The 17,792-nt window shown below is 48.9% G+C and carries 18 protein-coding genes; 8 read left to right on the top strand and 10 right to left on the bottom strand.

Features of this window, described 5'->3' with window-relative positions; translation table 11 throughout:
• The first annotated feature begins 16 nt into the window (after positions 1-16).
• A complete protein-coding gene (locus tag QGP82_RS08910) occupies positions 17-823 on the top strand; it encodes a hypothetical protein (protein WP_163699621.1) in 807 nt (268 codons plus the stop codon).
• A 125-nt stretch (positions 824-948) separates the two neighbouring features.
• On the top strand, positions 949-2,217 hold the full coding sequence (locus QGP82_RS08915) for a DUF4335 domain-containing protein (protein WP_499058483.1): 1,269 nt from the start codon (positions 949-951) through the stop codon (positions 2,215-2,217).
• A gap of 21 nt (positions 2,218-2,238) precedes the next feature.
• Here QGP82_RS08915 and QGP82_RS08920 read toward each other — a convergent pair whose 3' ends face one another.
• The 3 genes from QGP82_RS08920 to QGP82_RS08930 all read right to left on the bottom strand — a co-directional run bounded on the left by QGP82_RS08920 (position 2,239) and on the right by QGP82_RS08930 (position 3,474).
• Complete coding sequence (locus QGP82_RS08920; protein ID WP_163664146.1) at positions 2,239-2,691, bottom strand: ferredoxin; 453 nt, start codon at positions 2,689-2,691, stop codon at positions 2,239-2,241.
• Positions 2,692-2,792: 101 nt separating this feature from the next.
• On the bottom strand, positions 2,793-3,188 hold the full coding sequence (locus QGP82_RS08925) for a DUF1257 domain-containing protein (protein ID WP_163664144.1): 396 nt from the start codon (positions 3,186-3,188) through the stop codon (positions 2,793-2,795).
• A gap of 73 nt (positions 3,189-3,261) precedes the next feature.
• Positions 3,262-3,474, bottom strand: coding sequence for a DUF2997 domain-containing protein (locus tag QGP82_RS08930; protein WP_006514055.1), 213 nt, complete (start codon positions 3,472-3,474; stop codon positions 3,262-3,264).
• A 363-nt stretch (positions 3,475-3,837) separates the two neighbouring features.
• Between QGP82_RS08930 and QGP82_RS08935 the strand changes: the two genes are divergently transcribed.
• The 3 genes from QGP82_RS08935 (at position 3,838) to QGP82_RS08945 (ending at position 6,575) form a co-directional block, all read left to right on the top strand.
• Complete coding sequence (locus tag QGP82_RS08935) at positions 3,838-4,293, top strand: nitrate reductase associated protein (RefSeq protein WP_490794636.1); 456 nt, start codon at positions 3,838-3,840, stop codon at positions 4,291-4,293.
• A gap of 143 nt (positions 4,294-4,436) precedes the next feature.
• Entirely contained in the window at positions 4,437-4,994 is a 558-nt protein-coding gene (locus QGP82_RS08940) for a hypothetical protein (RefSeq protein ID WP_163664140.1), read from the top strand.
• 12 nt (positions 4,995-5,006) lie between these two features.
• Entirely contained in the window at positions 5,007-6,575 is a 1,569-nt protein-coding gene (locus tag QGP82_RS08945) for an Hsp70 family protein (RefSeq protein ID WP_163697312.1), read from the top strand.
• A 24-nt stretch (positions 6,576-6,599) separates the two neighbouring features.
• Here QGP82_RS08945 and QGP82_RS08950 read toward each other — a convergent pair whose 3' ends face one another.
• Positions 6,600-7,199 (bottom strand): hypothetical protein, encoded by a 600-nt coding sequence (locus QGP82_RS08950; protein WP_163664136.1) that lies wholly within the window; start codon positions 7,197-7,199, stop codon positions 6,600-6,602.
• Positions 7,200-7,390: 191 nt separating this feature from the next.
• Between QGP82_RS08950 and speA the strand changes: the two genes are divergently transcribed.
• Positions 7,391-9,370, top strand: a complete 1,980-nt coding sequence (speA, locus tag QGP82_RS08955; protein WP_163697310.1) for a biosynthetic arginine decarboxylase — start codon at positions 7,391-7,393, stop codon at positions 9,368-9,370.
• Between the two features lie 71 nt (positions 9,371-9,441).
• Here the strand turns inward: speA and QGP82_RS08960 are convergent, their stop codons facing one another.
• Together QGP82_RS08960 and QGP82_RS08965 are read right to left on the bottom strand one after the other, a co-directional pair.
• Entirely contained in the window at positions 9,442-11,343 is a 1,902-nt protein-coding gene (locus QGP82_RS08960) for a serine/threonine phosphatase (RefSeq protein ID WP_163664132.1), read from the bottom strand.
• A gap of 354 nt (positions 11,344-11,697) precedes the next feature.
• Positions 11,698-12,345, bottom strand: coding sequence for a pseudouridine synthase (locus tag QGP82_RS08965; RefSeq protein ID WP_163664130.1), 648 nt, complete (start codon positions 12,343-12,345; stop codon positions 11,698-11,700).
• A gap of 108 nt (positions 12,346-12,453) precedes the next feature.
• On the opposite strand from QGP82_RS08965, the gene QGP82_RS08970 reads away from it, so the two are divergent.
• Positions 12,454-12,768, top strand: coding sequence for a hypothetical protein (locus QGP82_RS08970; RefSeq protein WP_163703425.1), 315 nt, complete (start codon positions 12,454-12,456; stop codon positions 12,766-12,768).
• A gap of 21 nt (positions 12,769-12,789) precedes the next feature.
• Here QGP82_RS08970 and QGP82_RS08975 read toward each other — a convergent pair whose 3' ends face one another.
• Complete coding sequence (locus QGP82_RS08975; RefSeq protein ID WP_163697306.1) at positions 12,790-13,749, bottom strand: tetratricopeptide repeat protein; 960 nt, start codon at positions 13,747-13,749, stop codon at positions 12,790-12,792.
• A 561-nt stretch (positions 13,750-14,310) separates the two neighbouring features.
• Between QGP82_RS08975 and patR the strand changes: the two genes are divergently transcribed.
• Positions 14,311-15,414 carry a heterocyst master regulator PatR gene (patR, locus tag QGP82_RS08980; protein WP_163664126.1) on the top strand — a complete coding sequence of 368 codons (1,104 nt, stop codon included), beginning with the start codon at positions 14,311-14,313 and terminating at the stop codon, positions 15,412-15,414.
• Positions 15,415-15,473: 59 nt separating this feature from the next.
• Here the strand turns inward: patR and QGP82_RS08985 are convergent, their stop codons facing one another.
• The 3 genes from QGP82_RS08985 to prmA are packed head-to-tail and all read right to left on the bottom strand — an operon-like array spanning position 15,474 to position 17,742.
• The gene (locus QGP82_RS08985; protein WP_163671641.1) at positions 15,474-16,652 is read right to left on the bottom strand and encodes a homocysteine biosynthesis protein; all 1,179 of its coding nucleotides are present in this window, start codon (positions 16,650-16,652) and stop codon (positions 15,474-15,476) included.
• A gap of 17 nt (positions 16,653-16,669) precedes the next feature.
• A complete protein-coding gene (locus tag QGP82_RS08990; protein WP_499058490.1) occupies positions 16,670-16,840 on the bottom strand; it encodes a hypothetical protein in 171 nt (56 codons plus the stop codon).
• Between the two features lie 17 nt (positions 16,841-16,857).
• Complete coding sequence (prmA, locus tag QGP82_RS08995) at positions 16,858-17,742, bottom strand: 50S ribosomal protein L11 methyltransferase (protein WP_163664122.1); 885 nt, start codon at positions 17,740-17,742, stop codon at positions 16,858-16,860.
• Positions 17,743-17,792 lie beyond the last annotated feature (50 nt).

Raw genomic sequence — 17,792 nt, forward strand, 5'->3', positions numbered from 1 at the left:
CTTTGAGGAGGACGTGATGGTTCAGCTGATGGCGTTGCTACTGATAGTGGCAGTTCTGGTGATATTGGTTGTACAAAATCTCAGTCCTGTATTGGGGCTAGTGATTTTAGGGACATCAGTGGGGGCTTTGCCATTCTCGGTTTGGTTGCTGGGTGCGATCGCAACGGGAACGGCCTGCACATTATTGATCTATCAGCTAGTTCCTCAAAAACGGACTTATCGACCCATCGGTCAACGATTGAGCGATCCCCCCCCTGGCCATGACCCCACGCGATTTGCAGATGATCCCCCCAATGAACGGTATCGCAGCGGATCAGCCGGCCGCTTTCAGTCCTCACCCCGAAAACCTGAGCGCCAAAATCCCTATGATAATGATTGGGAAAATTTTAGAGCTCCAGAACAGTGGGACGATTGGGGACAACAGCAAGCCTCTGGTGCGGCTCCCCAATCGAGAACCTCTGTAGGGGATACTATGGGTCGGGATACTATGGGTCGGGATACGGTTGGCGATACCGTCCGAGATATTGAATCCGGCTGGGGTGACGATGATTACGAGGCATCGTCACGATACGTATCCAGGCAGAAATCAGACCCAGACATTGGCTGGGATGATGATGGCGGTAGCTACTACAGTTCAGATGGAGCCGATCGACCATCGCCACGGACCTATGAAGAAGGCTGGCTATATGGTGATGATTCCCCTGCCGAATCTTCGGGGACACCTGAACCTGGTGAACCACAATCAGATGAGGATGAGGATGTGTATGATGCCAACTATCGGGTGATCATTCCTCCTTACGAAGCTAAAGCTAAAGACGATTAAATACCGGCTCCCTTGGATATGGTTCACACAAACTCCAGGGGGGTGGATCCGTTTCTCTAACGGTAACCATCCTGGTCGCTATGGGGTTAGGCTAGTAAGCTAGAACGGTAGCGCTCAGTCTGTTCATGTCCTCGGTTTTACCCATTGATACCCAGCGCTATCAGTCTGGCAACTACACGTTGGAGGTGATGGCCCATGCTTCATCACTATCCCAATGGAGCGATCGGCCAGTGGTGCGTCAGCTACGCTTTAGTCTATGGTCAGAACAGCCAGAGCGACAGCAATTGGCCGTGGGCAACCAACTGCAGCTGATGACCCTCAGTAATGCGGTTGAAACCTATGTACAAACTCACCTGAGTCAGCAAGCTTGGCCCCAACAAACCCACAGCATCAAGCTGCTGGATAAGGATTTAGCATTCAGCACACTACAGCTGTTTGATTTAGCAGAAGTGCTCAATGCCTGTGGACAACGTCAGGTTATTTTGCCCGTAGCGGTTGCCCAACGTCGCCAACCACGTCGTCGTCGCCAGTGGTGGACAGGGTCAGCAGCGGCTTCTCTCTTGGTAGCTGTTGGTGTCACAACGGCCTATCTTCACTACAGACCGGCTGCCTTTAACGAAGTGGCCACTACCCAGGCCCCTGAAGCTGTGTTTGACGATGCGGTGGAAGAGAGCACATCTGGGGCAAATGCCATACCTGAAGGTAGCTCTCCACCCTTAACAGCACCCGCACAAGAAGAACGTGCCGCCGCTGATAGTGTAGAAAGCTCCGAAGACATTAACGCGCAGGAAAGCCAGGAGCTGGTGCAGCAACCACTCAACTCAGAAGAGCTGGAATCTGTCAGGGTGACTCGACTGCCGGCAGAATCCCCAGAACCAAGCGCTGATGTGAGTGATGCCGCCCCACCGACTGGCGTTGCTCAAGCACCCGGGCGAGCCTTCCCTGAGTTTGACACCATTCCTGAGGCGATCATCAAAGATGCTCCGGCTCCGCCATCACAGCCTGCGCCAGCGGAAACAAGTCCTGCTACTGAGACGCCTCTAACAGTTGAAGAGCAAGAAAGTTTAGGTAGTGCTGATTTCAGTGCTGCCAGCAGGATAGAACGACGATCTCAACCCTCTACCGACCATGCTGCTAACGTAGTCGATGGCGAGGAAATATTGAGAGAGATCGCAACCCAACTAGCCCCCTATGAGCCAGCAGATGCCACCTACCCACTGACGTATCACATCCAAATTGCTGCCGATGGTACCATCCTTAACCTAGAACCCATCAGCCCAAACGCGCCAATCCTCAACATTCCTACAGATGTCATTCACCTAACGCCTGGACGCTTACTACAGTTGGAGCTGATCTACACAGGCGCGGACCAACCGATCGTTCAAGAACGTTAGCAGACGCTATAGAAACTACCCTCAATCTGACGAAGACTTTGGTGGTTTAGTTTTCTTCGCTACGCGGTTCTTGCGTTGAATTAAACCTTGATTAACCGGAAAGCCCGTCACAGGAATTACTTGATGGCGTCGTTCTTCTTCCAGCTTTTGTAGCTTTGTATAGTCAACCCAATGAATACAGTCCACGGGACAGGTATCGATGGCCTCCTGAATCAGCTCTTCGCTATCTCCATCCTGCCGCACTGCCCGTGCCCGACCATGCAAAGGCTCCAGGTAAAAGGTGTTGCGGGCCACGTGCACACAGTTGGTACACCCAATGCATGTCGTCTCATCGACGTAGACACCCTTCTGACGAAAACTTCCCCCTAATTCAGGCTCTAGGCCACTGCGATTGCCTGTATCCCTAAGTAATCCACCGAGTTCAGGCTCTAACCCCGAACGTTCATCATTAGGAGGTTCGTTTTGCAAAGTCATGATGATTACTCCAATTGCATGGGATATGCCCTAAAGCAACAAGGACGACGTTGGAACTCTCAACGTCGTCCTCCTAATCTGGTCAGCGATTACCGTAGAGACTAGTTTTGAGCCCAGCGCTGTAGAACTAGACGGATGGCTCCATCCTTAGTAGTCTGTTGCTCAGCTACCTGGAAGCCTTGACGGGACGTTTCACCCAGCACGGTGTGATACGCATAGCGCTGGGTAACTTTATTCAAAAAGCCATCTACAGATAGAGACTGTTGCCAATACTGCATATCAGCTACCAGCTCATAATCTCCAGTATCAGCATTGTGCTTAAAACCAAGGTCATAGCCATTTTCCTGCTCAATGACTACTTCAGCAGTTTCAGTCTTTCCCTGATAGCCACGTACTTTTTGCGGACCCGCTTTCCAGTCGGTGCCTATATCGGTTAAAGCAGCTTGCAAAGCAGGTAGATTACGGATTTTGGTTTTAATCTGGCTAAAGTGCGACATCGTAAACCTTGCGTTTTTAAGAAGTTGACAATAGGGCCATTGGGCCGATTCAGCAGCAATAAAGCTAATGTCCTTACCAGCTGCTGTAGTTCGCCTGGGAATCAGTCTGTTCAGACGTTAATTGATTGTCCTGGGCATAGAACTCAGACGTGTTCTCCTGGGATAAAACCTGGCCTAACTGAGCCTCGACAGCAGCAGTCACTTCAGCGCAAGAGCGACCGATAATACCGGTCACAAGCTCTTTAACTCGGCCATCAGGATAGATAACAAATTCCAGTGTTTCCAAAGGGATTTACCTCTTAGGTCGATCGCCACACTAAAAAAAGGGCGAACGTAGACAAACAATAACTAAAAAGTAGTTAAAACTCCATACAAAAAGTTAATACAGAGTATTGAAATAGGGAGTGCCTGCGCCAGTTATATGGATTAGTGTCGCGCAACTTTCTAGAGCCGTCAAGGAAAGCCTCGGACGGGATCTACCGTCACGATTGATTGTTACAAAAAGCAATACTTTGAAATGATTTTTGGCTTGATTGCATGGTGCATTTCAATTTAGGTGATGATGCCTTCTATTAACTGAGTGACTGATTGGCAACAGATTAGATTATTCAAAACCGTTAATAGTGAGCAAATTAAGTGAGGTAACTATATGGGATCTAAAGGTTTTCAGTTTGAGCAGGAATTTATTGATTCCCTGCGATGTATTCCAATGATTGTGCGGTTGAAATTAGATACCTGCGGTGTGAAGCTTAAACTCAATCATTGGCACCAATTTACTCAGGCTGAACGCCAAATCTTGGTAACCATGCCCTGTGATACGCCAGCAAATATTCTGACTTATCGGCAGCATTTGCAAGGGCTGGTAACTGACTACACCGGTCAACCAGCCAAGGAAATAGACGTGGCGATCAATCCACCCTGGCTAGGGTTAACGGTGCCTGAGCAGGTGCAGACCAAGGCTGCGACCCATAATTTAAAGATTTCCAATGATGATTGGGGGACGTTAACGCCGGCCCAGCGATTTGCTTTGATTAAGCTCAGTCGCCCCAGCCATGAGAATCGAAATTTTATCCCAGCGATGCAGGAGTTTGGCCTGGTGGATTGAGCTGACAGGCGGTGGACGGCATTTAGCGGGTTGTGCCGAACATAGCTGTTAGCATATGGGGCTTTCAGCGATCACCAAAGTTGTGAACTATGTGCACCTCGCTATAGTATCAATACCAGCGCGGCATATCGTTTTTGGTTTCAATGAGTAAACAACCGCTAAATAATCAGAATTTTCCGTTTAAGAGGCCTAGGCGCAGGGGCAGAGTTCAACCTTCTACGACTCCCCCTTGGCCGTCAATTGCTTTAGTTACAGCCCTGCATACGGTGGTGGGGATCTTTTTATCGGTCTTTTCACCCCCCTTCTGGGTGTGGCCATTGGCCTTTGGCGGAACATTCATACAGACATTAGCTCTAGCTGGGCCGGAAGCGCTATCGTCCCTAAAGGGATTTCGTATCATAGTATGCCGCTCTTTAACCTGCTTGGGAACTGCCCTATCGGTGGTGGCCCTGGCGGTGGCAGTCGGGTTTGGTGGCACCAACAATATTGACGATATTCGCTTCGGGCCCATGGGGATGACGCTGTTCTTTGTGAATTTAGGGGTTTTGGTGCTAACCGCTGTGTGTAGTTTGCTAATTGCCCATGTGGGCGATCGACTACTAGCGGGAATGGGGCGGATCCGCTGTAGCCTGGCGCTCCTGAGCGTTTGTTTGTTGGGATTATTTATTGGTGGGGCGTTTGGACTTGCGATCGCAAGCTAGAAATGGAATCTGATGGTATTAGCAATTGACTTTGGCACCAGCAACACGGTGCTATGCCGGTGGAATGCCGCGACTCTCTCCTCCGAAGTTCTCACCTTAGATGCCATTGCTCAGCGTGCATCGGGTCCAGCGTTAGTGCCTAGTTTGCTCTACGTTGAGGATGCACAGCTGGATCAGGTGCTGATTGGTCAACCTATTCGCGATCGCGGTCTAGAACGCTCGGAACGCTGTTTTAAAAACTTTAAGCGGGGTATCGGCACCTCCATTCAAGGCTTTATGCCAGACTTGGATGGTCGTAATCTCTCATTTGAACAAGTGGGAGACTGGTTTTTAACCCAGGTAATTGACCAGCTCAAGCAGCAGGAAGAGAGCCTTGATGAGGTGGTTCTAACAGTTCCTGTAGACAGTTTTGAGACCTACCGCAATTGGTTAGGCACCCTGTGTCAAAGCTGGGATATCAATCGCGTCCGCATGATTGATGAACCCACGGCGGCGGCTTTAGGCTATGGTCTGACCGACAATGAAATCGTATTGGTGCTCGATTTTGGTGGCGGCACCTTAGATTTGGCCATTGTGCAGCTAAGCGGCGGTCGTTCCCAAGCGTTGGGATATATTCTCAAATGGGGTCAAAAGGCCATGGGCAAGTCTGCCCAGCAGGTGTCAACCGCTAAAGTATTAGCTAAAGCAGGGGAAAATCTGGGGGGAGCCGATATTGATCAGTGGGTGGCCCAGCATTTGTCCGAGCAGTATGGAATTCCCCTTTCACCCCTGACCCTACGCCTGGCAGAACAACTCAAGATTCAGCTATCTAATGCCCTCAAGGCCAACGAAAGCTATTTTGATGATGAAACATTTGAGAGCTATGATCTCACCCTAGAACGGGAGCAGCTTGAACAGGTGCTGCAGAAGCGGGATTTTTTTGAGCGTCTTAATGCCCGAGTTGATCAGGTATTGCAGCAGGGGCGTCGACAGGGCATAGGACTAGACGATATTAACGCGGTGTTGCTGGTGGGGGGCACCACTCAAATTCCAGCGATTCAAACCTGGGCAAAAAATCGATTTAATGGCACCAAGGTGTGTGGTGACAAGCCGTTTACCGCTGTTTCTGCCGGCGCACTCCAGCTACAGCAGGTAAAGCTGACGGACTTTCTTTATCACGGTTATGGTATTCGCTTTTGGGATCGGCGCAATAACTGCCATGGTTGGCACCCGATTATTCCTCAAGGTCAGCCTTATCCCATGGCCCAACCAGTGGAATTGGTGTTGGGGGCTGCCAATGAAAAACAGCCAAGTATTGAACTGATTATTGGTGAACTCGGGCGCGAACAGGGGAGCACCGAAGTCTATTTTGAGGGCAACCGTCTGATTACGCGCCAGACAAAGGCGGGGCAAACCGTAGCCCAACCGTTAAACGATAAAGCCCCCAATATTGCTAACCTTAATCCTCCTGGGAGGCCAGGGGAAGATCGGGTACGCCTGAGTTTCACTGTGGATCAGGACCGACTGCTGCGAGTCACTGTCGAGGACATGCTAACCGAAGAAGTTCTGGCTAACAATCAGGCAGTTGTGGAGCTATCTTAGAACGCCTTAGATGCGCCAGGCTACTTACTGATCGTCAGCTGTAGGTTCATCTCCACCTAAACGCTGTCTCAGCTCTTGACCAGCCTGCTCAGCTTCAGCCTGGGTCTTAGTAATGATAAAGGTTTGGGTAGCCAGCAAAACAATGACAAAAAGAATCCCTGATAGTGTGAAACTCAGTTTGGTGGATGGAATGCTTTGGCCCAGGGCATAAATTGCGATCGCAAATACAGCTGCCAAATAAACCTTAGACATAACCGGCATTGCCGACGCTGACCAGCAGAGGGCCACTAAAATCGCATTAAAATATAAAGCCAATAGACTCAGGTGAATGCGGCGGGCATAAATCTGCTGTGCCCGTTTACGGCTACCCGCAAACGGTAGCTTTAATCGATTACCCGCTGCATTGATGCCATCCATTGCCATAAAAAAGACAGGAATGCTCAAGCTGGATAGCACCACCAAAAATCTAGGAGGAGCCTGTAGCGTTTGATTGATAGATTCCGATGACAACGCTAAATGGACGGCTTGACTAAAGATAAATGCAGCAATAGCTGCCACCAGTAAAATTATCGAGTCAACGCCCAGAACAGGGCCAACCGGTATCGGGGCTGTGCGTGTCTTCATAAACCGAATATATTCCTTTGTACAAATATGCCTAATTCCAGTGGATCAACCGAGTATATCTACGTAGAACTATCTCATCGCAATGTCTAAATTATGCAGACTTCTAAATTATGCAGACTGTCTAATTGCGAACAGATAGGGTAGGGATAAATTTAAACTATCATTACATCTTTGTTAAAGGAAACACTTTGATGAGTTCAGCTCCAGTTTCAATCAATCAACAGCCAACAAATGTGTCTGCTGAGCCTTGTGTCTCATCTGAAACAAAACTCTCTTCAGGGAGCGTGTCATGGACCATCGAAGACAGTGAAGAACTTTATCGTATTAATGGCTGGGGAGAGCCCTACTTTTCCATTAATTCTGCAGGTCATGTGATCGTCTCTCCCCAGGGGGAGCGGGGTGGTTCTCTGGATCTACACAGTCTGATTGAAGCCCTACAGGCTCGCAATTTATCACTGCCGATTCTTGTTCGTTTCTCTGACATTCTTGAAGATCGTATCGAACGACTCAATTCTTGTTTTGCCAAAGCTATTACTAAGTATGGCTACGATGGTTGTTATCGAGGTGTTTTTCCGGTCAAGTGTAATCAACAGCGCCATTTAGTTGAAGATTTGGTGAAGTTTGGTGAGCCCTATCAATTTGGTTTAGAGGCTGGATCTAAACCTGAACTAATGATTGCCCTGGCCACCCTCAAAACACCAGGAGCTTTGCTAGTTTGCAACGGATATAAAGATCGCGCCTATCTTGAGACAGCCATGTTGGGTCAAAAGCTAGGGCAAACTCCTATAATCGTTCTAGAACAACTCAATGAGCTGCCCTTGGTGATCGAGGTGAGTCAGCAGCTATCCATTCGCCCTCGGTTGGGGGTGCGGGCCAAGCTCTGTACAAAGGGTATGGGACGCTGGGGCGGTTCAGCGGGAGATCGTGCCAAGTTTGGTCTGACTATTCCCGAGATTTTGACCGTGGTTGAGCAACTGCGGACAGCGGATATGCTGCCATGTTTACAGCTCCTCCATTTTCACATTGGGTCCCAAACCTCATCCATTAGCATTATCAAAGACGCTCTTCGAGAAGCTTGCCAAATCTATGTAGAATTGGCTAATCTTGGGGCCAATATGCAGTATTTGGATGTCGGTGGTGGTCTCGGTGTCGACTATAACGGATCTAAAACCAATGTCCCAGCCTCTAAAAACTACAGCATTCAAAACTATGCTAACGATGTTGTTGCTGAAGTTAAAGAAGCCTGCTCTTCCAAGAATCTGCCTGTTCCCATCTTGATCAGTGAAAGTGGTCGAGCCATTGCCTCCCACCAATCGGTGTTGGTATTTGATGTGCTGGGCAGCAGTGAAGTACGTCCCCAGGAGCCATTCCAGCCAACATCTGAGGATCATGCCATTCTCAAAGAGTTCTATGAGGCCTACCAAAGTATCAACTCAAAAAACTATCAAGAGGTTTTTCATGATGCTGAACAGTTTAAAGGAGAAGCTGTCAGTCTCTTTAACTTTGGCTACCTGAGTTTAACTGAGCGGGCAAGGGTGGAGAATCTCTTTTGGGCCTGTTGTCAAAAAATCATTCAGGTACTTCGTCAGGAAAGCTACATTCCCGATGATTTAGCGGATCTAGAAAAGATGATGGCCTCCATCTACTACATCAATTTATCTGTCTTTCAATCAGCACCGGATACCTGGGCAATCGACCAGCTTTTCCCCATCATGCCCATCCATCGTCTGGATGAAGAGCCTACCTGTCGGGCGACTCTGGCGGATTTGACCTGCGACAGTGATGGCAAGATTGATCGGTTTATTGATTTACATGATGTCAAATCGGTTTTAGAACTCCACGATCTCCAAGCAGGGAACCCCTATTACTTGGGGATGTTTCTCACTGGCGCGTACCAAGAGATCATGGGCAATCTCCATAACCTCTTTGGGGATACCAATATGGTTCATATCGATCTAACCCCCCAGGGCTACACCATCGAACACGTGGTCAAAGGAGATACCATGAAGGAGGTCTTAAGCTATGTACAGTACGACTCTGAAGATCTGGTGGAACAAATTCGACTCCGTTCGGAAATCTCTCTGAGGGAAAAACAAATCACCCTACCAGAGGCCCAATTATTATTACAAAACTACGAAGAGAGCTTGAGCCGATACACCTATTTGTCATAGGTTTTGTGAGATGCATTTTTTTGTAGAGGTGTTCCATGGAACGCCTCTATGAAGGTAATCCATAAAAATCCCTAAACTGATTGGAGTTTGGAGAGATCGGGTTTCACCTTAAGTTTCACCACCAAGGCTGTGATATTGTCATGGCCATTTTGCTCATTGGCGAGTTCAATCAAATCCGCCACACCTTCTTCAATCCCTTTATGGCCCCTCAGAATTGGCTCAATATGTGTGGAGCAGTGGGTCTCTAATAGTCTGTCGTCACTTAAACCATCGGAACACAGCAACAGCAACGTGTCTTCAGTTAGATTCAGATAGTTAAAACTGGGATCTAGCACATCTTCACCACAGGGACCTAGGGCCTGGGTCAGCTGATACGCATCCGGTCTAGCATAGGCAATGGCCGGTTCTACACCGCGCTTGATTTCGCGCTGTCCCACTTCGTGGTCAACAGTAATTTGTTGTAACCCAAGACGTTTGGTATAGCGATAGAGGCGACTATCGCCCACATGGGCAGCCACGGCCTGGGTGCCTTTGACCAGTAACATGACCAGGGTAGTCCCCATGCGAGCACTCCCTGTACGTTCCTCAGATTGATTTTTCTCGTAAATCACCTGGTTGGTCTGGCCAATGGCATTGCGCAATTCTGCTTCATTGGGTAAATCAGACTGCCAATGGCCATCAAGATACTCACGCAGGTTATCAACCGCTAGCTGGCTGGCCACTTCACCGCCGGAGTGTCCCCCCATGCCATCACAAAGAATGTAGGCGCATTTGGCATCCAACGTCTGGCTAGACAGGGTTTCCTGACGGCTGAGGGCAGACTGAATAAAATAGTTGTCCTCGTTGTGATCTCGCTGTTGACCCACATGGGACTGTCCAGCATCCTCTAGCCCAGTTAGCTTCATTGGCAGCACCATTGTCGGTGAATCGATGCTGTCCATACTGGCATCTTCGTTAATATCTAGACCTTCTAGGCCAGGAATATCCAAATCTGCTAAGACGTTTGTCTCTGACGGAGTTTCAGAAATAGCGGTTGAGATATCTGTACCTAATTGATATTTATCTGCAATCGCAATCAGCGCTTCTTTGAGTCCTTCAATGTCATCAAACTGCCCTTCGATGACCTGGGCCGCAAGGTTAATCAAATCAGGTAACGACTGACCATTGGATTGGAGCAGCGACTGCCAAAGCAGCCCCATATCCGCCAGTCGATAGTCATTACGATAGGGGCCAGGCTCAATGTAGCGCAAACACACAATCTGGTCTTCATCCATACATAGATTGCTGATATTCAGCAAACTGCCCTGACCTTTAAAGACCGACATTGCCTCCCACAGTTCAACCATGACGTAGAAGCTGTGGACCTGCTGTAACGGATCCAAGGTTTCCTGCTTCCAAATAGTCAGTAAATCTGGCAAATGTCGACGATCTTCAACAATTAAAACGCTATGGTCACTTTCAACCCAAGCCTCCTGTAGTTCGGGAATTGATGGGAAAAAGCGACTGTGCAGGGCTAAATAGGGATAGGCACTCAAGGGAAATAGCTTTTTCTCACTGGTATGTCTCAACTCAGTCAGTGAAAACTGATGCCGTTGCTCTACCAGGGAAGACGCAACATCATTGGGCTTTGTATCGGTTACCTGAACTTCTAACGGTTTTTCGCTGTCAACATTTAGCTGTAGTGCCTCAATTAACTGATAGCGCTGCTGAGGCCCTAACCAGTCATTGGCGTCGCGAGTGCCCAAGGTCACTGGATCAATGGGCGTTAATGTATTAGCGGTTACCTGTTCCCAGATATCGGTGTCTTCACCGGGCTGAATACCCTCAGGAGCCTGGATTTCACTAACAGCCAGAGCGATGGAAGACTTGCCTGGAAAGATAAAGGCCCTCCATTGCTGCAATGGCGATCCACATGACTGGCAAAACTTGTGCTCGGTAGGGTTATTAAATTGGCAGTATGGGCAAATGATCATCAGTGGATAGAAAACGTCCGTTGACAGTTACCGCAGATTATTAAAATGAAAGCGTTCCTGATTTTAGGGATGAATCGAGCCGTAGGCTGCTGGTAGATAACCCTTGTCCATATCCAGAACTTTAGGGTTTTCCCAGGAAAAATACAACATTCTTAGTTGGACGTGGTCAAGCAAATCTGACACATAAGTTGAGATTTACCCTCAGCAACGCAGTTAAACGTCACTGTAATTTACTATTCCCAAAGTTAAAAATAGTCTTAGCGCTTAAAATCATTAGTATGGGAAGTCTTATCAGTTAAATACAGTTCAGCATAGCCGATAAGCATGGCAGATGTTGGTATAAACGCAACCAAATCAGCGGCGACGGCGGCGACGGTGCGAACGGGAACGCCTGATCTGCATGGAATCAGGCTGGTCACAACCTTTTGTTAACTTCCCTAATTGTCGCTGTTCATGGGGTGTGAGGTGACGCCATTGTCCGGGGTGTAGCTGACCCAGATGCAGCTCGCCAATGCTCACACGTATCAGTCGTAACGTCGGAAAACCAATGGCAGCTGTCATCCGTCGTACCTGACGATTTTTACCTTCATACAGGGTGAGCTGTAGCCAGGCGGTTGGAATATGCTGACGGAATCGAATCGGGGGTGTGCGTGGAGGCAGTGCGGGTTGCGTTGTCAACAAGGTCACTGCCGCTGGTCGAGTTTTATAGTCGCGAATGGTCACTCCCTGGCGCAACTGCTGCAAACTATCATGATCAGGAATCCGTTCTACCTGGGCCAAATAGGTCCGGGGATGGTGGAAACGGGGATGACACAGACGATGCTGTAGCTTGCCATCATCGGTGAGCAATAGGAGGCCTTCACTATCCCGGTCAAGCCGACCTACAGGGTAGACATCCGGTACTGAAATAAAGGATTTGAGTGTAGTGTGGCGGCTATCGGTATTTGTGAACTGACTCAGGACATCGTAGGGCTTATAAAAAATCAGATAACGATAGTCCATTAGCGATGGGCAGATGCGGGTAATTCTTGAAGCTGTATTGAGAAATAGTGAAGTTAGTTAACTCGCCAGATATCCTGAATAGATTCGATGAGTATGAGTATTGGCAATATGAACAACGCCTCTAAGTACCGGTTTGTTTGCACGTTGACCTTTGGTGATATCTATGGGCAGATCATTGTCTGGCTCATTGTGCTGTTTTTGAGTTTGGCAACTGCCCTGGCTCTCATGGGGTCTAGTCGTCCTATTTATGCTCTGGTTTGTGTTGGGTTGATCCTGGTCCTATCATTGCCATTTTTGCTATTTGCCTTTGTCACCACTCTGATCAACCATATCGAATTCAGTGAAATGGATGCGATCGCATCAGAGGGCAACCAAAACCGTGCTTTTAGTAACCAGCCAATGTCCAGTCAAACGGCGTCCTAATTAGCGGCTTAACAAAAAGCGCTAATTGGCGTCTGATTCAACCGCTTCAGGGGCTTCAGCCGGTTCAGGTGTAACAGTTTCAGGAGGGGCTTCAGCGGGTTGGTTAGCTGGGGCCTCATTTAGGCTAGGAACATCTTCGCTAGGGGGATTTTCGATGGCCTCACTAACAGGGGGTTGATTAATCAGCTGCTGGATCCGGTCTTTAAACTGAACCGGGGCTAGGGACAGCGCCGATTCAAAGAGAGGCTGGGCTTCATCTTCGTTGCCCATTTCCCTGAGAATAAGACCTTTGGCAAGTATGGGGCGAAAGTCTGGTGTGCCGCTGACTGTTTGAGCATCCTGGATAGCCGTATCGTAGGTTGCGATCGCATCTTCAAACCGGGACTGGTCAGCATAAATCTGACCTAGAAGCAATTTGACCGCAATCACATCAATGGTGCCGGGCTGAATCTGATTAGACTGCTCAGCTGTTTTCAGAGTGTCCTGCAGCAAACCAATCGCTGCCTGGGGGCGTTCCTGCTGCACCAGTAAAGCAACCAGACCCTGTAGTGCCTCCATATTGCCAGGTGTGGAGGTCAATACACTGCGGTAGGTTTGGGCAGCCCCTTCTAAATCATTGAGCTGTTGCTTAGTCTGGGCTAACAAGACGGAATATCGCGGCTCTTGGGGATTCAATTCTGCCAGGCGAGCTAATGGCTCAGCCGCACCCGCCAAATCCCCCAGAGTAATGCGGGCTTCCACCAGTCCCTCAAGGGCCGCCTGGTTATCCGGTTCACGTTCCAAAACTAATTCATAACCGTTGGCCCGACCTTCTAACTCGGCCCGACGATCGGTCTCCGTGGCCGTGGGTACACTGTTGTCATAGCCAGGATTCTGATTAAATGCCGCCTGAATTAAGGGTCCAAGTGAGACCGCTAACAGTGCAGCAACAGCTAGGAATAAAATACCGCCAATCAGCCAGCGATTGCGTTTGACAGCCACAGGGCTCCCCTCCTTCAAAGCAACTTGCCCATATTAAACCCAAATGAGTCAGGACCGCTTGGCCCCTGATACACCCCATGGGTAGTGTTCGTACAACTGACTATCCGCTTTAAACTGTTCCAACTGATCATGAACAAAAAATAGTAAATATTTCCTTAGGAATTGCCCCAACTATCTTTAAAGTGCGTCACATCATGGGGAACAAGGTTCAAAATATTTGATCAGACAGAATATCCTTAAATTGAGCTGACATCTGTCAAAATCTGTGAATGGTAACGTAAAAGCGACCATGAACTTAATTGTTTAAGTCACGATTCCAACTATTTTTTTCTAGATAGACTTGGTTTATTTATCTAAAAACTGTTAGGTTCAACCAAACGGCAATTCAATGTCAATTTTATTTTTATGATTTCTAGATAGATACAGATACAAACCAGATATAAGTAATTAGTCAGATGTTAGTTAGATATCTAAATCTGTAGCGACTTATAGCTACCCCCTAAACTATTGTTCAAATTGTTAAGTAAGCCGATTTTCCTGATTGAGGAGGTTTCGAGATTAATGAGTTCTGCAGACAGTCGCCCCCCTGAAATGTCCAATACTTCATCCGATCACAATTCGGATGCTAGCGCAGCTGCTAACTCTAATAGTCCTGCTCTTAAGAAGCCACCTAGACGACCAGCTAAGCCTGTTGCCCCCGTTGAAGAGTCTCCTAAAAAACCCACGATTGAAGCAGTTGCCTTAAAGAAAGCAGATGCCCTTGAGCCAACGCCAATCGTGTCCGAGCCAGGCCCCAAGCCTACGGAGAGTGAGCCTACTGAGTCATCAGTAGCTGAGCCACCAGTAGACGATACGCCTACTGAGCCAGAAACGCCTCAACCCAGGTTGCAGCCGATTGCACCGCCTAGTGAGCCCATGCAGTACAGAGCGATTGGGCTGTTAAAAGGACGCTATGAGCCCTCAGAAGAAACGTTTAACCGGGGTAACATTGTTAACCACGATGGCACCACAACCTGTGCTGTGCTCTTAGGACGCACAACCAGCTTGGTTAAAAAGCATCTAGATTTAGAAAAAGATCACCTCTGGGTGGTTTATCCACGCACTATTTTCCAAGATGATATTGGTATTGCCGTACAAATCGTCGGTGTATGGGAGCCAGAGACCTTGGGCGATGAAGAGGATGACGTGCTCGAAACACCCGCTGATGCAGTGCAGCCCGATTACTTTTCTATTCGCGGTGAGGTCATCAAATTCGATGAGCGGAAAGAGGAGATCACCGTTAGTATCGTGCAAAAGATGCGCACTGGAAAACAGCCCAAACGTCCCTTTAAGCTAGTGATCAATGGCAACATTAGTGTTAAAACCATTGGCTACTTTTGGGATATGCATGTGCAGCGGCAGGGAAACCAGTTGATCTTAACTGATGGTAGCTATGTCGGCGCTGTCCCCCCGAAAAAGCGTTCTAAGAAAAAGCCAATGGGTGGCGGTGGCGGTAGTAAGCGGCGGCCTCCATCATCAAAGCGTGGAGGACGTCCTAGTCCTAAACCTAATCTGGTTAAGGATGATACTGCCAGGGTGGAAAAATCCAATGCAGATGCACCTAAGGTGGTCAAAGTGGGCAACAGCAATGAGGTGGCTGATGCCGCCGAGCGCTCAGAGGGTTAAAGCGGCTGCATCTTCCCAGCTGTATCCCCCAACTATGCCCTAGCGATGCAATGTTGGCCTCAGTTATTCTGGGGCAGAAAGGCTGTTTGTCTCGGTAGGGGAGCAACCGGCTCACTGAGTTGAAACTTACCTTGAATAATCCAGTCTTTTAGGGTGGTCGCAACCTTGCGCCCAAGATAAAGGCTGGATAGGGGAGCTGTTCTCACACGGCTCCCGTTGATGGTAAGACGACCTGATTTAAGTTGCTGATAGCTGACCAAGCCGAAACTGGGCCGGACCCGGCGGGGAATTGAAAAATCAATCACTGGGGCCAGGATATCTTTATCTTCAACGGCACATTTCTGTAAAACAGCTTCATCTAAAACGGGTATGGGGACACCTACACCCAGCATCAGGGACGGTCCATAGCCAGTAAAGTAGCAACCACGAACCCATTCAGGTTGCATTTGTTTCGCATCTCCGATCAGGGCAACGGTGGCAGAGGGGCCAACGGGCGTACCGTTAGGTAATCGTTTTTGTAGAGGGAAGTGTTGAGTCCCTTCCCAAGCTATGTAGCCGGGGGCTCCTCCCACAAATAACCGACTGCCAATGCCAATCGTCTGCATTTGAGGATCGTTCAGCATGGGTGAAAGTGCCCCGGCATTGGCATAGACAGCATTCCCGAGAAATGGCTGTAGTGGACCCAGGTAGGTGAGTAGAGGGCGGTCACTGCTGTTAACCCCGACAATAAAGTTTTGGTAAAGGTTACGGGGATTGAACAGATAAAATTGATTGATCGTATCTCGGGTAATGGAGATATCTAGGGTGGAGCGGGGATAACAGTCGCTGACTTGACCGATGGCTCGGAGATTGACCGATTTGCCGGCAATCAAGGTAGAAATGACGTGGCCTCCACCCCGTTCGCTCGTGATATCGTTATTTTCTGCTGTATCTCCCCAACGATTATTACTAACGGCTTGGCTAGCCCCAAGATAGAGATCAACTGCACCAAAACCGGCATAGGCCTGTACCCCATCCAGATAACATTCTCGGATGTTAATGGGGGGATCGGTATGGCCGAGATTAATAATCGCCCCGGAGGACTCCATGGGTTCAAAGGTGCCGGTGGTGACTACATCCACCGCTTTAGTGGCCGCCTCTAGGCCGAGTTCTGCCACGTTGACTTTAGTTTCTTCGACGGTCCATACGGTGACGCTGCCGTCGTTGATTTTTTGATTAATTTCAGGGATGGTGCGGATGGTGGCCATGGCAGACGTTATCGGCTCCAACGACTCAGAAGCCAGCCGCCTAGAATAGCTGTTGGAAGTAAGACAAGAATGAGTGCAATGGATTCGGGAGGCGCGATCATTGGCCCTATCCATTTAATTAAGACACTGAGTAGGGCGGATGCGATCGCAATTTTCAACACATACAACCCGTTATCCATAATCATTACTCCATTCTTTAAGGACGCCGAATATTCAAACAGCACCAATCTTCACGTCGCCAGAGCGTAGCTACCGTCCAATTATGCGCTTCGAGGGTATCGGCCACCCACTTCGATTGTTCCAACAAAACACCGCTCAAAATCCCCCAGGTGGACTCTTTGGCAATGGCATTAAAATGCGGAATCAGCTCAACGATGATCTCGGCCAAAATGTTGCACAAGATGCCGTCGACGGGTTCACTCACCTTGAGGCTGTCGATACTCCCTTGGGTAACCTGAATGCGACTCGCATCCATACTGTTGAGAGCCCGATTTTCACCCGTTGCCTTAACAGCGAGGGGGTCTGTGTCAACAGCATAAACCTGTTGAGCACCAAGCAGAATTGCGCCAATGGATAGAATGCCAGACCCACAGCCAATATCTGCCAGGGTCACTGGTTGAGCGTCGCTCAAACGCATCTCCAGCGCTTCCAGGCACAGCTGGGTGGTTGGATGGGTACCAGTGCCAAAGGCGGTTCCTGGGTCCAGCTTGAGCACTAAACGCGACGAGTCAGTAGGGGGATCCATCCAAGCCGGATTAATCAATAGCCGATCACCAATCGGTTGAGGGTGCCAATATTTTTTCCAGCTTTTGGACCAATCCTCATCTTCAATCAGATGCCAGGTGACATCGGGTAGTTCGTTGATACCCAAACATAGAGCGTCTTGCTGAAACCGCAAGGCTAGGGCGGCCAAATCAACATTACAAAACTGCTCTTGTGGAAAATAGGCTTTCACTCGGCTTTGTTGCCCCCAGCGCTCGCTGGCGGTGCCGCGCCCATGCCAATCTTCAAACCGCCAGAAGATCGTATCCTCAAGCAGTGGGGAGCAGGTAACTTGTATTTCCCACCAAGTGTTTGCCAAGGCTTTCGTAAGGGTTATAGAAATCAGCAATAACTGTGTTAAGCACTTGG

This window comes from Leptothoe sp. LEGE 181152, assembly GCF_032906605.1.
Lineage (GTDB): Bacteria > Cyanobacteriota > Cyanobacteriia > Phormidesmidales > Phormidesmidaceae > Leptothoe > Leptothoe turfae.

What these genes read in the sequence shown, in the direction of transcription:
- QGP82_RS08910 (WP_163699621.1), top strand. Translation starts at nt 17, where the DNA reads ATGGTTCAGCTGATGGCGTTGCTACTGATAGTGGCAGTTCTGGTGATA.
- QGP82_RS08915 (WP_499058483.1), top strand. Translation starts at nt 949, where the DNA reads ATGTCCTCGGTTTTACCCATTGATACCCAGCGCTATCAGTCTGGCAAC.
- QGP82_RS08920 (WP_163664146.1), bottom strand. Translation starts at nt 2,691, where the DNA reads ATGACTTTGCAAAACGAACCTCCTAATGATGAACGTTCGGGGTTAGAG.
- QGP82_RS08925 (WP_163664144.1), bottom strand. Translation starts at nt 3,188, where the DNA reads ATGTCGCACTTTAGCCAGATTAAAACCAAAATCCGTAATCTACCTGCT.
- QGP82_RS08935 (WP_490794636.1), top strand. Translation starts at nt 3,838, where the DNA reads ATGGGATCTAAAGGTTTTCAGTTTGAGCAGGAATTTATTGATTCCCTG.
- QGP82_RS08940 (WP_163664140.1), top strand. Translation starts at nt 4,437, where the DNA reads ATGAGTAAACAACCGCTAAATAATCAGAATTTTCCGTTTAAGAGGCCT.
- QGP82_RS08945 (WP_163697312.1), top strand. Translation starts at nt 5,007, where the DNA reads ATGGTATTAGCAATTGACTTTGGCACCAGCAACACGGTGCTATGCCGG.
- QGP82_RS08950 (WP_163664136.1), bottom strand. Translation starts at nt 7,199, where the DNA reads ATGAAGACACGCACAGCCCCGATACCGGTTGGCCCTGTTCTGGGCGTT.
- speA (WP_163697310.1), top strand. Translation starts at nt 7,391, where the DNA reads ATGAGTTCAGCTCCAGTTTCAATCAATCAACAGCCAACAAATGTGTCT.
- QGP82_RS08960 (WP_163664132.1), bottom strand. Translation starts at nt 11,343, where the DNA reads ATGATCATTTGCCCATACTGCCAATTTAATAACCCTACCGAGCACAAG.
- QGP82_RS08965 (WP_163664130.1), bottom strand. Translation starts at nt 12,345, where the DNA reads ATGGACTATCGTTATCTGATTTTTTATAAGCCCTACGATGTCCTGAGT.
- QGP82_RS08970 (WP_163703425.1), top strand. Translation starts at nt 12,454, where the DNA reads ATGAACAACGCCTCTAAGTACCGGTTTGTTTGCACGTTGACCTTTGGT.
- patR (WP_163664126.1), top strand. Translation starts at nt 14,311, where the DNA reads ATGAGTTCTGCAGACAGTCGCCCCCCTGAAATGTCCAATACTTCATCC.
- QGP82_RS08990 (WP_499058490.1), bottom strand. Translation starts at nt 16,840, where the DNA reads ATGGATAACGGGTTGTATGTGTTGAAAATTGCGATCGCATCCGCCCTA.